Origin of the sequence: Methylocystis bryophila (assembly GCF_027925445.1) — a bacterium.
GTDB lineage: Bacteria > Pseudomonadota > Alphaproteobacteria > Rhizobiales > Beijerinckiaceae > Methylocystis > Methylocystis bryophila.
Genome location: NZ_AP027149.1, coordinates 3,900,389 through 3,913,923 on the forward strand (window position 1 = coordinate 3,900,389; position 13,535 = coordinate 3,913,923).

12 protein-coding genes are annotated in these 13,535 nt (G+C 64.7%); 6 read left to right on the top strand and 6 right to left on the bottom strand.

The window, feature by feature from the left end; translation table 11 throughout:
* Nucleotides 1–41 precede the first annotated feature (41 nt).
* The 3 genes from rpsP to QMG80_RS18010 form a co-directional block, all read right to left on the bottom strand.
* Complete coding sequence (gene rpsP / locus QMG80_RS18000) at nt 42–392, bottom strand: 30S ribosomal protein S16 (RefSeq protein ID WP_085770432.1); 351 nt, start codon at nt 390–392, stop codon at nt 42–44.
* Between the two features lie 102 nt (nt 393–494).
* Nucleotides 495–2,045 (bottom strand): signal recognition particle protein, encoded by a 1,551-nt coding sequence (ffh, locus tag QMG80_RS18005; RefSeq protein WP_085770433.1) that lies wholly within the window; start codon nt 2,043–2,045, stop codon nt 495–497.
* 260 nt (nt 2,046–2,305) lie between these two features.
* A complete protein-coding gene (locus QMG80_RS18010; RefSeq protein WP_158658584.1) occupies nt 2,306–2,452 on the bottom strand; it encodes a hypothetical protein in 147 nt (48 codons plus the stop codon).
* A 449-nt stretch (nt 2,453–2,901) separates the two neighbouring features.
* Here QMG80_RS18010 and QMG80_RS18015 point away from each other — a divergent pair, with 449 nt between their 5' ends.
* The 6 genes from QMG80_RS18015 to QMG80_RS18040 all read left to right on the top strand — a co-directional run bounded on the left by QMG80_RS18015 (nt 2,902) and on the right by QMG80_RS18040 (nt 10,279).
* Nucleotides 2,902–5,682, top strand: a complete 2,781-nt coding sequence (locus tag QMG80_RS18015) for a valine--tRNA ligase (protein WP_085770435.1) — start codon at nt 2,902–2,904, stop codon at nt 5,680–5,682.
* 232 nt (nt 5,683–5,914) lie between these two features.
* The gene (locus tag QMG80_RS18020; RefSeq protein WP_085770436.1) at nt 5,915–7,054 is read left to right on the top strand and encodes a DUF3734 domain-containing protein; all 1,140 of its coding nucleotides are present in this window, start codon (nt 5,915–5,917) and stop codon (nt 7,052–7,054) included.
* A gap of 44 nt (nt 7,055–7,098) precedes the next feature.
* Nucleotides 7,099–7,851 carry an acetoacetate decarboxylase gene (locus tag QMG80_RS18025; protein WP_085773488.1) on the top strand — a complete coding sequence of 251 codons (753 nt, stop codon included), beginning with the start codon at nt 7,099–7,101 and terminating at the stop codon, nt 7,849–7,851.
* Nucleotides 7,852–8,121: 270 nt separating this feature from the next.
* Nucleotides 8,122–8,775, top strand: a complete 654-nt coding sequence (locus tag QMG80_RS18030) for a 3-oxoacid CoA-transferase subunit A (RefSeq protein WP_085770437.1) — start codon at nt 8,122–8,124, stop codon at nt 8,773–8,775.
* On the top strand, nt 8,775–9,437 hold the full coding sequence (locus QMG80_RS18035) for a 3-oxoacid CoA-transferase subunit B (protein WP_085770438.1): 663 nt from the start codon (nt 8,775–8,777) through the stop codon (nt 9,435–9,437). Before QMG80_RS18030 ends, QMG80_RS18035 begins: the two co-directional genes overlap by 1 nt.
* Nucleotides 9,438–9,502: 65 nt before the next feature.
* On the top strand, nt 9,503–10,279 hold the full coding sequence (locus QMG80_RS18040) for a 3-hydroxybutyrate dehydrogenase (protein WP_085770439.1): 777 nt from the start codon (nt 9,503–9,505) through the stop codon (nt 10,277–10,279).
* A gap of 16 nt (nt 10,280–10,295) precedes the next feature.
* On the opposite strand, the gene QMG80_RS18045 is transcribed toward QMG80_RS18040, so the two are convergent.
* From QMG80_RS18045 to QMG80_RS18055, 3 genes are read right to left on the bottom strand one after another with little or no spacing between them, the layout of a single operon-like run.
* Nucleotides 10,296–11,117: a uracil-DNA glycosylase gene (locus QMG80_RS18045; RefSeq protein WP_085770440.1), complete on the bottom strand. Its 822-nt coding sequence runs from the start codon at nt 11,115–11,117 to the stop codon at nt 10,296–10,298.
* A gap of 9 nt (nt 11,118–11,126) precedes the next feature.
* Nucleotides 11,127–11,357, bottom strand: a complete 231-nt coding sequence (locus QMG80_RS18050) for a YbdD/YjiX family protein (protein WP_085770441.1) — start codon at nt 11,355–11,357, stop codon at nt 11,127–11,129.
* Nucleotides 11,323–13,398: a carbon starvation CstA family protein gene (locus QMG80_RS18055; RefSeq protein WP_085770442.1), complete on the bottom strand. Its 2,076-nt coding sequence runs from the start codon at nt 13,396–13,398 to the stop codon at nt 11,323–11,325. Before QMG80_RS18055 ends, QMG80_RS18050 begins: the two co-directional genes overlap by 35 nt.
* Between the last annotated feature and the right edge of the window lie 137 nt (nt 13,399–13,535).

The following is a 13,535-nucleotide window of genomic DNA, read 5'->3' on the forward strand; positions in this document are numbered from 1 at the left end:
CCTCCCCCCGCACGCGGGGAGAGGGCTCGCGCGCCCTTGCGTCAGGCCGCCGCTTCGGCGGAAGCCGCAGCCGCCGCGGCGGCGCGCTCTTGGGCCTTCTTCTTGGGCTGGGCCTTTTGCGGATTGCTGCGCGCCTCGCGCTTGCCGACGCCGACGCCTTCCAGCAGCCGCGCGACGCGATCGGTCGGCTGCGCGCCCTTGGCGATCCACGCCTGCGCTTTTTCGGCGTCGAGCACGAGACGGTCCGTCGCGTCCTTCGGGCGCAGCGGATCGAAGGTGCCGAGCTTCTCGATGAAGCGGCCGTCGCGCGGGGAGCGCGAATCGGCGACGACGACGCTATAGAAGGGACGCTTCTTGGCGCCGCCGCGGGAGAGACGAATTTTGAGAGACATCTGTGCTTTCCTTTGCCTTTGGGAGGAGCGAATAGCGAATAGCGAATAGCGAGTGGAAACTGTCTTCCTATTCGCTATTCCCTATTCGCCACTCACTCCCCGTCACTTCTTCTTCCCGAACGGGTTGAGCCCGCCGAAGAGACCTCCGCCGCCGCCAAGCCCAGGCAAAGCGCCGGGCTTTGGAGCGAACAATTCCTTGGGCGGCGCCTCGGGGAGCCCGCCCGGCGCGGGCGGCAGCGCGCCGCCGCCCAGTTGCTTTTGCAATCTGGCGATCTCCTCCGGCGAGGGCGTCGGCAGATTGCCAAGGCCCATCATCTGCGCGGCCTTGCCCATCATGCCGCCGCCGCCGCGCTTCATGCCGCCCATCGCCTTCATCACGTCGGACATCGTGCGGTGCTGCTTCAACAGCTTGTTGACCTCCTCGACCTTGACGCCGGCGCCGGCGGCGATGCGCTTCTTGCGCGAGGCCTTGAGGATATCGGGGTTGCGCCGTTCCTTCGGCGTCATCGAGAAGATGATCCCGCGCATGCGCTTGATCGACTTGTCGTCCATCTTCGCCGAGGCGAGCTGATCCTTCATCTTGGCGACGCCGGGCAGAAGGCTCATCATGCCGCCCAGGCCGCCCATTTTTTCGGCCATGCCGAGCTGATCGGAAAGGTCCTGCAGATCGAACTTGCCTTTGGCCATGCGCTCGGCAGCGCGCATCGCCTCTTGCTGGTCGATCGCCGCGGCGGCCTTCTCGACGAGCGCGACGATGTCGCCCATGCCGAGGATGCGGTCTGCGATGCGCTTGGGCGAAAACTCGTCCAGCGCGTCCATCTTCTCGCCCGTCGCGATGAGCTTGATCGGCTTGCCGGTGACGAAGCGCATCGAGAGCGCCGCGCCGCCGCGTCCGTCGCCGTCCATGCGCGTCAGCACAATGCCGGTGACGCCGACGCGCTGATCGAAATTCTTGGCGAGATTGACCGCGTCCTGACCGGTCAGGGCGTCGGCGACGAGCAGAATCTCATGCGGGCTGGCGTAGGACTTGATGTCCACCATCTCCTGCATCAGCGGTTCGTCGATATGGGTGCGTCCGGCCGTGTCGAGCAGCACCACGTCGTAGCCTTCCTTGCGCGCCGACTCCATCGCGCGCCGCGCGATCTGCACGGGCGTCTGGCCTCCCATGATGGGGAGCGTGTCGACGCCGACCTGGCGACCGAGCACGGCAAGCTGCTCCTGCGCCGCCGGACGCTTCACGTCGAGCGAGGCCATCAGCACGCGCTTCTTCTCGCGCTCTTTCAGGCGCTTGGCGATCTTGGCGGTCGTCGTCGTCTTGCCCGCGCCCTGCAGGCCGACCATCATGATGGCGACGGGCGGATTGGCGTCGAGAGAGATCGGCTCCGCCGTCTCGCCCAGGGTCTCGACTAGCACGTCATTGACGATCTTGATGACCATCTGGCCAGGCGAGATCGACTTGACGATATTGGCGCCGACAGCGCGCTCCTGCGCCTTCTCGGAGAAAGCGCGCGCCACGTCGAGCGCCACGTCGGCGTCGAGCAGCGCTCGGCGCACCTCGCGCAACGCCTCGGCGACGTCGGCCTCGGAAAGGGCGCCGCGCCGCGTGAGCTTGTCGAATATGCCGGAGAGCTTGTCGGAAAGGCTCTCGAACATCGTTTTCTCCCGATGGCCCGGAAGGGCCGGCCGTCAGTTCAGCCAAACGCAAAAGCGCCCGGGAGCGCAACGCGCCGCCGGACGTGGGTCCGCCGCTTCTCAAGAGCGGCTAGACGAGGTTGGCTCGGCTTTTAGGGGGCCGGGTCGGGGAAGTCAACGCGCGCGTCTCCGGCCCGCTGCTAGAAACTAAGTCCTCTCGAAGATTCCGTTAGAGGCAAAAGCGCGCGCCGTCCCGAAAGGCGCGTCGCGCTCTCAAAGGCTCAAAAAAAGACCTGAACCACCCCGGCCGCGAGCGCGGCCCCTAGGATGCCGACGCCGACTTCCGGAGAATGCGTAGCCTTGGCCATCGCAATGGCGGGTGTCGAAATCATTGTGATGAAAGCCAGATTGGTGATGAGCTTGCCCATCGAAGGCTCCTCGTTCAGCACGCTGTCCCGCGTCGCCTTGTTCCGCCGTCGGCGGCGTCTCAGGCCGTCACAGCGATACAAGGAGTATCAGCTCGCCGAAGACAATTGCAATCCACACAGAGAAATATTCTTGAGGTGTGACCCAAAAGACACAGTCCTTGTTTGCACGGGGGAAATTTCGACAAAACTAAGAACCTCCACAACTTCGACACAATTATGCCAGATAGGTAAAATACCTTAAGTGAACCCCGCAGCAGACGCCTCATCTTCTGGCCAGCATTTGACTAGCCCCTTGAGCTTGGCGCGATTCCCCGTCTCCGAGCCCGGCAAGGAAAAGCGCGCTCACCCGCGGCCTATCTCGTTCGACTTGCGCTATAAACCATGCCAATAGCGGCCTTGACCTTGAGCCGGACAAGCCGCGCCGACGGCAGGAACCTTCTAGCAGCACAATGGAAAAGACCTTCGACCCAGCCGCGATCGAGCGACGAATCCGAGAGAATTGGGAAAGCGCGGGCGCCTTTCGCGCCGGCCGTCCGGAGCGCGCCGCCGCCGCACCCTATTCCATTGTGATCCCGCCGCCGAACGTCACCGGCAATCTGCACATGGGTCATGCGCTCAACAACACGCTGCAGGACATTCTCGCCCGCCACGCGCGCATGCAGGGCAAGGACGTGCTCTGGCAGCCCGGCACGGACCACGCCGGCATCGCGACGCAGATGGTCGTCGAGCGCCAGCTCATGGAGCGCCAGGAGCATCGCCGCGCGCTTGGCCGCGAGAAGTTCCTGGAGCGCGTCTGGGCCTGGAAGGCGGAGTCGGGCGGCGCGATCGTCGAGCAATTGAAGCGCCTTGGCGCCTCCTGCGACTGGTCGCGCGAACGCTTCACGCTGGACGAAGGGCTCTCGCGCGCCGTTGTCAAAGTGTTCGTCGCGCTCCATCGCGAGGGGCTGATCTACAAGGACAAGCGCCTTGTCAATTGGGATCCGAAGCTCCACACGGCGATCTCCGACCTCGAGGTGCAGCAGGTCGAGTGTCGCGGCGCGTTCAAATGGGAGCGCGGCGGCGAAAAGCCCTTCGACGCGGCGGCGTTGGCCAAGATTCTCGACAAGAATCCCAACGGCCATCTCTATTATTTCGACTATCCGCTGGAGGGCGACGACGGCGCCGTGATCACTGTGGCGACGACGCGCCCCGAGACGATGTTGGGGGACACGGGCGTTGCGGTGCATCCCGAGAACGAGAGGCTGAAGTACCTCATTGGTCGACATGTGATCCTGCCGCTCGTCGGCCGGCGCATTCCGATCGTCGCCGACGAATACGCGGACCCGGAAAAGGGCACCGGCGCCGTGAAGATCACCCCCGCGCACGATTTCAACGATTTCGAGGTCGGGAAAAGGCATGGGCTACGCGTCGTCAACGTCTTGGATTTAGAAGGGCGTGTGACGCTGCAGGGCAACGCCGAGTTCCATGAAGGCTTGGAATCGAGCGCGGACTTGACGCAAAGCTTTACGGCGTTGGACAGTCACGACCGCTTCGACGCTCGCGCGAAAATCGTCGCGATGATGGAGGCGCGCGGCCTGCTCGGCAAGATCGAGCCCAATACGCATATGGTGCCGCACGGCGACCGCTCTCAAGTTGTGCTTGAGCCTCGGCTGACCGACCAATGGTACGTGGACGCCAAGACTCTCGCACAGCCGGCGCTGAAAGCCGTGCGCGAGGGCAAGACTGTTTTCGTGCCAAAAAATTGGGAGAAGACCTATTTCGAATGGCTCGACAACATCCAGCCCTGGTGCATCTCGCGCCAACTCTGGTGGGGCCATCGCATCCCCGCGTGGTACGACGAGGAGGGCAATGTCTTTGTCGCCGACAGCGACGAGGCGGCGCAGGCGCAAGCGCGCGAAAAGCATGGCCGCGACGTCGCGCTCGCGCGCGATGAGGACGTGCTCGACACGTGGTTCTCCTCGGCGCTTTGGCCCTTCTCGACGCTCGGCTGGCCCGACGAGACGAAAGAGCTCGCCCGCTTCTATCCGACGACGGTGCTCGTCACGGGCTTCGACATCATCTTCTTCTGGGTCGCCCGCATGATGATGATGGGCCTCCATTTCATGGGCGAGGTCCCCTTCCGCGACGTCTATATTCACGCGCTCGTCCGCGACGAGAAGGGCGCGAAGATGTCGAAGTCGAAGGGCAATGTGATCGATCCGCTTGGCCTCATCGACCAGTATGGCGCGGATGCGCTGCGCTTCACGCTCGCCGCCATGGCGGCGCAGGGCCGCGACATCAAGCTTTCGACCCAGCGCGTCGAGGGCTATCGCAATTTCGCGACGAAGCTCTGGAACGCCTCGCGCTTCGCCGAGATCAACGGCTGCGCGCGCGTCGAGGGCTACGACCCGAAAGCCAATCAGAACGTCCTCAATCGTTGGATCGTGACGGAGGCCGCGCGCGCGTCCCGCGAGATCAGCGCCGCGATCGAGGCCTATCGCTTCAACGACGCCGCCAACGCCGCCTATCGCTTCGTGTGGAACATCTTCTGCGATTGGTATGTGGAGCTGACGAAGCCGCTACTCTCCGGCGAGGACGGTCCCGCAAAGGACGAGACGCGCGCCTGCACGGCCTTCGCGCTCGATCAGATCTATGCGCTGCTGCATCCCTTCATGCCCTTCATCACCGAGGAGCTCTGGGCGATCAAGGGCGCGGCGGGGCCAAAGCGGGAAAGCCTGCTGGCGCTCGGCGCCTGGCCGCAGCTCGAAGGACTCGAGGACGACGCGGCGGAGGCGGAGATCGGCTGGATCGTCGAGCTCGTCTCCGAGGTCCGCTCGCTGCGGGCCGAGATGAATCTGGGCGCGACGGAGATCCCGCTCGTGCTCGTCGGCGCCGACGAGGCGGCGCGGGCGCGCGCGCTGCGCTGGCAGGACACGTTGCAGAAGCTCGCGCGGCTTTCCAGCGTCGCTTTTGCGGAGTCCCCGCCAAAGAGCAGCGCGCAGTTCCTGGTGCGCGGGACGCTCGCGGCGCTGCCGCTCGAGGGCGTCATCGACCTCGCCGCGGAAGCCAAGCGTCTCGACAAGGAGATCGAGAAGCACGACGCCGAGGTGAGGAAGCTCGACGCCAAGCTCTCGAACGAGGGCTTCCTGGCCAAGGCGGAGGAAGAGGTCATCGACGAGCATCGCGAGCGGCGCGAGAACGCGCTCGCGCGCATCGGGACGTTGAAGGCGGCCAGGACGAGGCTCGGATGACGCGCCGCGTCTTCCCTCTCCCGCTTGCAGCCGCATTAGATCACGCCGTATTCAGGCGGAATCGCCTGAATACAGAAAACGTGATCGATTCTAAAAGTTTAGAGCGCGATTTGTGCGAAAAACTGGTTTCCACTTTTTCGCATCGCGCTCTTGGGTCCAGCGCCGACCTTCCAAAAACCGACATGTTGTCCGACTAACTTCCCAGGCGCGAACGAGAGGATTGCCGGAGCGAATGACAAAGCAGACGAAGGAGCTCAAAGCGCTCGTGCTGCAAGGCGGCGGGGCGCTGGGCTCCTACCAGGCCGGCGCTTTCGAGGCGCTGGCGGAGAGCAAGATCGAGATCGACTGGCTCGCCGGCATCTCGATCGGCGCGATCAATGGCGCGATCATCTGCGGCAATCCGCCGGCGCTCCGCGCCGAGCGGCTCGCTCAGTTCTGGCGGCAGACCTCGGCTTTGCTCACGGCCCCGCCGGTGTCTAAGGACGGCGCGAGCCTGCGCCTCTTCAACGAGTCGAGCGCCGCGCTGACGGCTGGCTTCGGCGTGCCGGGCTTCTTCACGCCGCGCGCGCCGCCGCTCATCCCCGGCTGGCCCTACGATCCGGGAAATTTGAGCCTCTACGATACGGCCTCTCTAGAGGAGACGTTACGGCGGCTCGTGGACTTCGATCTCCTGAACGCCGGCCCCATTCGCTACAGCATCGGCGCGACGAACGCGCGGACCGGCAATTTCCAGTATTTCGACACCAAATATCACAAGATCGGACCCGAGCATGTGATGGCGAGCGGCGCGCTGCCGCCGGGCCTTCCGCCGATCGAGATCGGCGGCGAGTTCTATTGGGACGGCGGCCTCGTCTCCAACACGCCGCTGCAATATGTGCTCGACTTCGAAGGCGACCACGAAAACATCTGCGTCTTCCAGATCGACCTCTTCAGCGCCCTCGGCGAGCTGCCGAAGACGATGCTCGAAGTCGCGCAGCGCGAAAAAGACATCCGCTATTCGAGCCGCACCCGCCTCAACACCGACGTCGAGCGCCGCCGCTGCGCGGTGCGCGAGGCGATCCACCGATTTTCGGAGCGATTGCCCGCGGAGCTGCGCGACGACCCGGACTGGCGGGTGATCGACGATTACGGCTCCCCTCGCGCGACGACGATCGTGCATCTCATCCATCGCCGCGCCGTGGCCGAGAGCGCTTCGAAAGACTATGAATTTTCGCGTTACACGATGGAGCGCAACTGGGCCGACGGACGAATGGACGTCGAGAAAACGCTTACGCATCCGGATTGGATCGCCCGCACGCCGCCGCGCAGCGGGGTGAAGGTCTTCGATCTGACCTTGAGCCGCGAGCAGCGGGCGAGGAACACAGCTTTATGAGGAGCTCGCGCCGCCGCGGCGCAGTGCGAAAAAGGAAGTTCGCCATGAAGATAGACGAAGTCCGCCGCCGCGCCTTCTCCATGCCGCTCACCAGTCCGGCCTTCCCGCGCGGGCCGTTTCGTTTCTACGATCGCGAATATTTCATCATCACTTATCGCACCGACCCGGCCGCGCTCGAGAAAATCCTTCCCGAGCCGCTCACCTTCGACGAGCCGCTGGTGAAGTTTGAATTCATCCGCATGCCGAATTCGACGGGCTTTGGAGATTACACCGAATCGGGTCAGGTCATCCCGGTGCGCTTCAACGGCGTCGCCGGCAATTACACCCATGCGATGTTCCTCGACGACGGCGCGCCGATCTACGGCGGACGCGAGCTCTGGGGCTTTCCGAAGAAGCTCGCGAAGCCGAAGATCCAGGTCGCGCAAGACGCGCTGGTCGGAACGCTCGACAGCGGCCCCGTGCGGGTCGTGACCGCCACCATGGGCTTCAAATATGAGGCGCTCGACCTCGACGCCGTCACAAAGTCTCTCGCCGTTCCAAACTATCTCCTGAAAATCATCCCGCATGTCGACGGCAGTCCGCGCATCTTGGAGCTCGTCGACTACCGTCTGGAGGACGTGACCGTCAAAGGCGCTTGGACTGGGCCCGGCGCGATCGAGCTCTTCTGGCACGCGCTCGCCCCCGTCGCGGAGCTACCGATCGTCGATCTGGTCTCGACCGTCCACATCGTCGCCGATCTGACGCTCGGCCTCGGCAAGGTCGTCTACGACTATCTCGACCCGCATTCCGGCGCCTAGATCACGCTGCGTCCAGGCGGAATCGCCTGAACGCAGAAAAACGTGATCGATTCTAAAAACTTAGAGCGCGATTTGTGCGAAAAACCGGGTCCCACTTTTTCGCATCGCGCTCTAGCGCCCGGCGACGCTTTCGCAAAGGGATTGTCTTCGCAAAGACATAGAGTTCGGGAATGGTTGCCGCCGGGTCGAGTTCTCGCTGAGCGCCCGGCCATGGCCGGCGATGCGACGCCGCTCGCCGCCAGCCTCTCTCTCGTCGCTTAAGGAGAAACCGTGCAAAAAGCGATAACGGCGAAGGAAGCCGCGGCGCTGGTGCCGGACGGCGCGAGCGTCATGATCGGCGGCTTCATGGGCGTCGGAACACCGCACCGAATCATTGACGCCCTCGTGGCGCGCGGCGCGCGGGGCCTCACCGTCATCGCCAACGATACGGCGTTTCCCGCGATCGGCATCGGCAAGCTCATCGACGCGGGCTGCGCGTCGCGCGTCATCGCCTCCCACATCGGCACGAATCCGATCACGCAAAAGAAGATGATCGCCGGCGAGATCACCGTGGAGCTCGTGCCGCAAGGCACGCTCATCGAGCGGATTCGCGCCGGGGGGAGCGGGCTCGGCGGCGTCCTCACGCCCACGGGCCTCGGCACCGTGGTCGAGGACGGAAAGCCCGTTATCGACGTCGATGGCGTAAAATTCCTGCTCGAAAAGCCGCTGCGCGCCGACTTCGCGCTGCTGCACGCGCATGACGCGGACTACAACGGCAATCTCACCTATCGCCTCACCGCGGCCAATTTCAATCCGATCATCGCCTTCGCCGCCGAGGTCACCATCGCCGAGCCGCTTCAGATCGTGCCGGTCGGCGTGATTCCTCCGGATGCGGTGCGCACGCCCGGCGTGCTCGTCGACCATCTCGTAGAAAGGCCCCACTGATGGACGCCAAGGAAATCATCGCCCGGCGCGTGGCGCTCGAGCTGCGCAACAACACGCTCGTCAACCTCGGCATCGGGCTGCCGACGTTCGTCGCGCATTATGTCCCGGCGGGGATCTCCGTGGCCTTCCAGAGCGAGAACGGCATCATCGGTTTCGGCGCGCCGCCCCCCAATGGCATGGAGAACCCGCACCTGACCGACGCCGGCGGCGGCTTCATCTCGGCGCTTCCGGGAGCGATCAGCTTCGACAGCGCCGTGAGCTTCGCCTTGATCCGCGGGGGCCATTTGGACATGACAGTGCTCGGCGGCCTGCAAGTGGACCAGCAAGGGCGGCTCGCCAATTGGATGGTGCCCGGCAAGATCGTTCCGGGCATGGGCGGCGCCATGGACCTCGTCGTCGGCGCGAAGCGCGTCATCATCGCCATGCAGCACACGGCGAAGGGAAGACCCAAGATCGTCGAGAAACTGACGCTGCCGCCGACCGCCATGCGACGCGTGAGCCTCGTCGTGACGGAGCTGGCCGTGATCGAGCCGACGGACGAGGGGTTGGTTCTGCGCGAGCGCGCGCCAGGCGTCGCGACGGATGAGATCGTCGCGGCGACGGCCGCGAAACTGCTGATCGCGGACGACATCCGAGAGATGCCGATCCGCTGCGCGGCTTGAGACCGCGTCGGACAACCACAGGGGCGATCAAGACAGTCCTGGAAGACTTAAGGAGCAGCGGAGATATGGATCTCAAAGGCAAAATCGCTTTCGTCACCGGCGCCGCGAGCGGCATCGGGCACGCCATCGCCAAGCGTTACGTCGAGGCGGGCGGCCGCGTCGTGATCGCCGACCTCAATCTCGACGCGGCCAAGGCCGCCGCGACCGAGCTCGGCGGCGAGAAAGTCGCGTTCGCGGTCGCAATGGACGTCTCGAACGAGGATCAGGTCAATGCTGGCGTCGATCTCGCCGCCAAGACCTTCGGGACGATCGACATTCTCGTCTCCAACGCCGGCATTCAGATCGTGCATCCGATCGAGGAGTTTCCTTTCGCGCAATGGAAGAAGCTGCTCGCCATCCATCTCGACGGGGCGTTCCTGACGACCAAGGCCTGCGTGAAATACATGTATCCGCAGAAGTCGGGCGCGCTGATCTACATGGGCTCCGTGCACAGCCACGAGGCCTCGCCGCTCAAATCCGCCTATGTCACGGCGAAGCACGGTCTGCTAGGGCTCGCGCGCACCATGGCCAAGGAGGGCGCCAAGCACAATGTCCGCGCCAACATCATTTGCCCGGGATTCGTGCTGACGCCGCTCGTCGAGAAGCAGATCCCGGAGCAGGCGCAAGAGCTCGGCATCAGCGAGGAGCGCGTCGTCAAGGAGATCATGCTCGGCGAAACGGTCGACAAGCAGTTCACGATGGTGAGCGATGTGGCGGATGTCGCGCTGATGCTCGCGGCCTTCAAGACGAACGCGCTGACCGGCGAGTCGATCATCGTCAGCCACGGCTGGCATATGAACTAAGACTTGTGGTTAAAATCTATCGATCCCTAGCTGCCTCGCCGCGCAGGCTCGCCGCGGCGGAGCGCAGCAGCTTCCACGCAGGCCGCTTCATCGCGCCGCTCTTCAAGATTGACGGGAGGTCCGGCGCGACGAAGGCCGAAACTTCGGCGCCGTCGAAGCTGAGCTCGAAGCGTCGCCACCGAAGCTTGCTGAAAGCTTCTTCGCGGCCGAGCGCGCGAGGCGCAAACTCGCCGAAGAGTAGCAGGACCTTGGGCCTCGCGAGCGCAATGTGGCGGCGCGCGAAAGGCGTCAGCGCCTCCACGTGATGCGGGGCGGGCGCTTGGCCGCCGGGCGAGCGCCAAGGCGCGAAATAAGCGAGATAAGCGTCGCTTCGGGAGACGCCGATCGCTTTCAGCATGGCTTCGAGCAGTCGCGCTTCGGGGCCGCTAAAGGGCGCGCCGCTGCGCTCCTCCTCTGCGCCGGGCGCAGCCTCCATCGCCATGACGGCAGAGCCCGGAACACCCTCCGCGAAAAGAAAATGCTGGGCGCGCCGGCCCATGCCGAGCGCTTCAAATCCGAAGAGGCCTTGCGCCAGCGTCTCGAGATCACGCGCGCCAGCGGCGATCCGTTCCGCTTCGGCCGTCACTTCGTCCGCAGCGAGCGGCGCGGCGACGACCCGTGAGACAGGCGCGTTGTCGCGAGCGACTTCAGGCGGCGGCGATCGGAGGGAAGGCCGCCGACTTTCCTCGAAGCGATCGTGCGGCGTCCCATCCACCGCGCAATCGACGCCCAGCGCGTGGTAATAAGCGAGCAGCGCCTGGAGGGCCCGGCCTTCGTCCGAATTTGCGTCGACGCCCACCACCGGGCCTCAACAGCAACGGAAGACCCGGGCGCCGCCGCCCTCGCCATAGCGGCGCGCCTGTCTCTCCAGGAAGAACTCCTCCCGCGACATGATCGGCGCGCCGGGATGGCGCGCCTGTCTATGCCGTGCATAGGCGTCGTAATCGGGTTGGCCGACCATCAAATTGGCGCCCTCGCGCAGCCGCGCGGCGAGACGCGAGAGATCAAGCCTCGGCAGGTTGCAGCTCGGGCAGTCCATGCGGGGTCTCCTTGGTCGTCGCATTTTCGCAGCGGAGAGCGGCGCGCATGGCGCGAAGTCCGAAGGCGCCCATGGTGAGGACGAGCGCAATCAGCACCGCGGCCAGCGTCGCGTCGACATAGTCGTTGAACAGAATGCGTTGCATCTCGAGCAGGGTCTTCGCCGGCGCGAGCACCTCGCCTTTCGCCAGCGCCTCGCTGAAGCGGCTGGCGTGGGCAAGGAAGCCGATGCGCGGGTCGGTGTGGAAAATCTTCTCCAGCCCCGCCGTCAGCGTGCAGATATAGAGCCAAGCCGCGGGTGCGACGGCGACGAAGGCGTAACGCTCGCGCTTCATCCGGAACAGCACGACCGAGCAGAGCGTCAACGCGATCGCGGCGAGCATCTGATTGGCGATGCCAAAGAGCGGCCACAGAGTGTTGATGCCGCCCAGCGGATCGACGACGCCCTGATGGAGGAACCACCCCCAGCCCGTGACGGCGACGCCGGTCGCGACGAGATTGGGGATCCAAGCGCTGGTGCGCCGAAAAGCCGGGTAGAAAGTTCCGACAAAGTCTTGAATCATGAAGCGGGCGACGCGCGTGCCGGCGTCGATCGTCGTCAGAATGAACAGCGCCTCGAACAGAATCGCGAAATGATACCAGAAGGCGCGCGCCCCCGCGCCGCCGACGGCTGAGGCCAGAATATGCGCCATGCCGACCGCGAGGGTCGGCGCGCCGCCGGTGCGGGAAAGCACGCTCTTCTCGCCGACGTCCCGCGCGATGTTCTGCAAATCGACGGCCGAGACCGCAAAGCCCCAGCTCGAGATCGCCTGCGCCGCGGCCTCGGGCGTCGAGCCGATGACCGCCGGCGCGCTGTTCATCGCGAAATAGACGCCGGGCTCGACCACGCTGGCGGCGATCAGCGCCATGATCGCGACGCAGGACTCCATCAGCATCGCGCCATAGCCGATAAAGGGGATTTCCGCCTCATTGTCGATCATCTTCGGCGTCGTGCCGGAGGCGACGAGCGCATGGAAGCCGGAGACGGCGCCGCAGGCGATCGTAATGAAAAGGAAGGGGAAAAGGCTTCCCGCAAACACCGGCCCCGTGCCGTCGACGAAGCGCGTGATCGCCGGCATTTTGAGATCGGGCCAGACGATGAAGATGCCCACCGCCAGCGCGAGAATCGTGCCGATCTTGAGGAAGGTGGAGAGATAGTCGCGCGGGGCGAGCAGAAGCCAGACGGGTAGCACCGAGGCGACGAAGCCGTAAGCGATCAGCATGAAGGCCAGCGTCTCGCCCTTGAAGGTGAAGAGCGGCGCAAGGGTCTCGCTTCCGGCGACGACGCGGCCGAGCGCGAGGCTCGCCATCAGCAGCGCGAAGCCGATGAGCGACATCTCGCCGACGCGGCCCGGCCGCAGAAAACGCCCGTAGACGCCCATCAGCACGGCAATGGGAAGCGTGGCGAAGACGGTGAAGGTTCCCCAAGGGCTGTCGGCCAGCGCCTTGATCACGACGAGGCCAAGCACGGCGAGCAGGATCATCATGATCGCGAGAATGCCGATCATCGCGACGAGCCTCGCAGCCTCGCCCATCTCGCTCTTGATCAAATCGCCAAGCGAGCGGCCGTCGCGGCGCGTCGAGATGAACAGAACGAGGAAGTCCTGCACCGCGCCGGCGAAGACGACGCCGATGACGAGCCAGAGCGCGCCGGGAAGATAGCCCATCTGAGCCGCGAGCACCGGGCCGACCAAGGGCCCCGCCCCGGCGATCGCCGCGAAATGATGGCCGAACAAGACATATTTGTTCGTCGGCACATGGTCGAGCCCATCGTTCAAGACATGGGCGGGCGTCGGACGCGCTGGATCGATGCGCAGCACGCGCTTGGCGATGAAGGTCGCATAGAAGCGAAAGCCGATGAGATAGATGCAGATCGCCGCGGTGACGAGCCAGAGCGCATTGACGCTCTCGCCGCGCGTGATCGCGAGCGTATACAGCGCGAACAAGGCGGCGGCGCCGACGCCCGTCCAGAGCACGATCGAGAAGAGGCGATTTACCGGCATGGAATGCGACCTGGAGCTTATTCCCTCTCCCCGTTCACGGGGAGAGGGTTAGGGTGAGGGGCTTGGGTATCGCCCCGATAAGAAGTCCCGTCAGCGAACTCTCTGGCGTGTGCAAACTGAAGGACAACGCGCCAGAG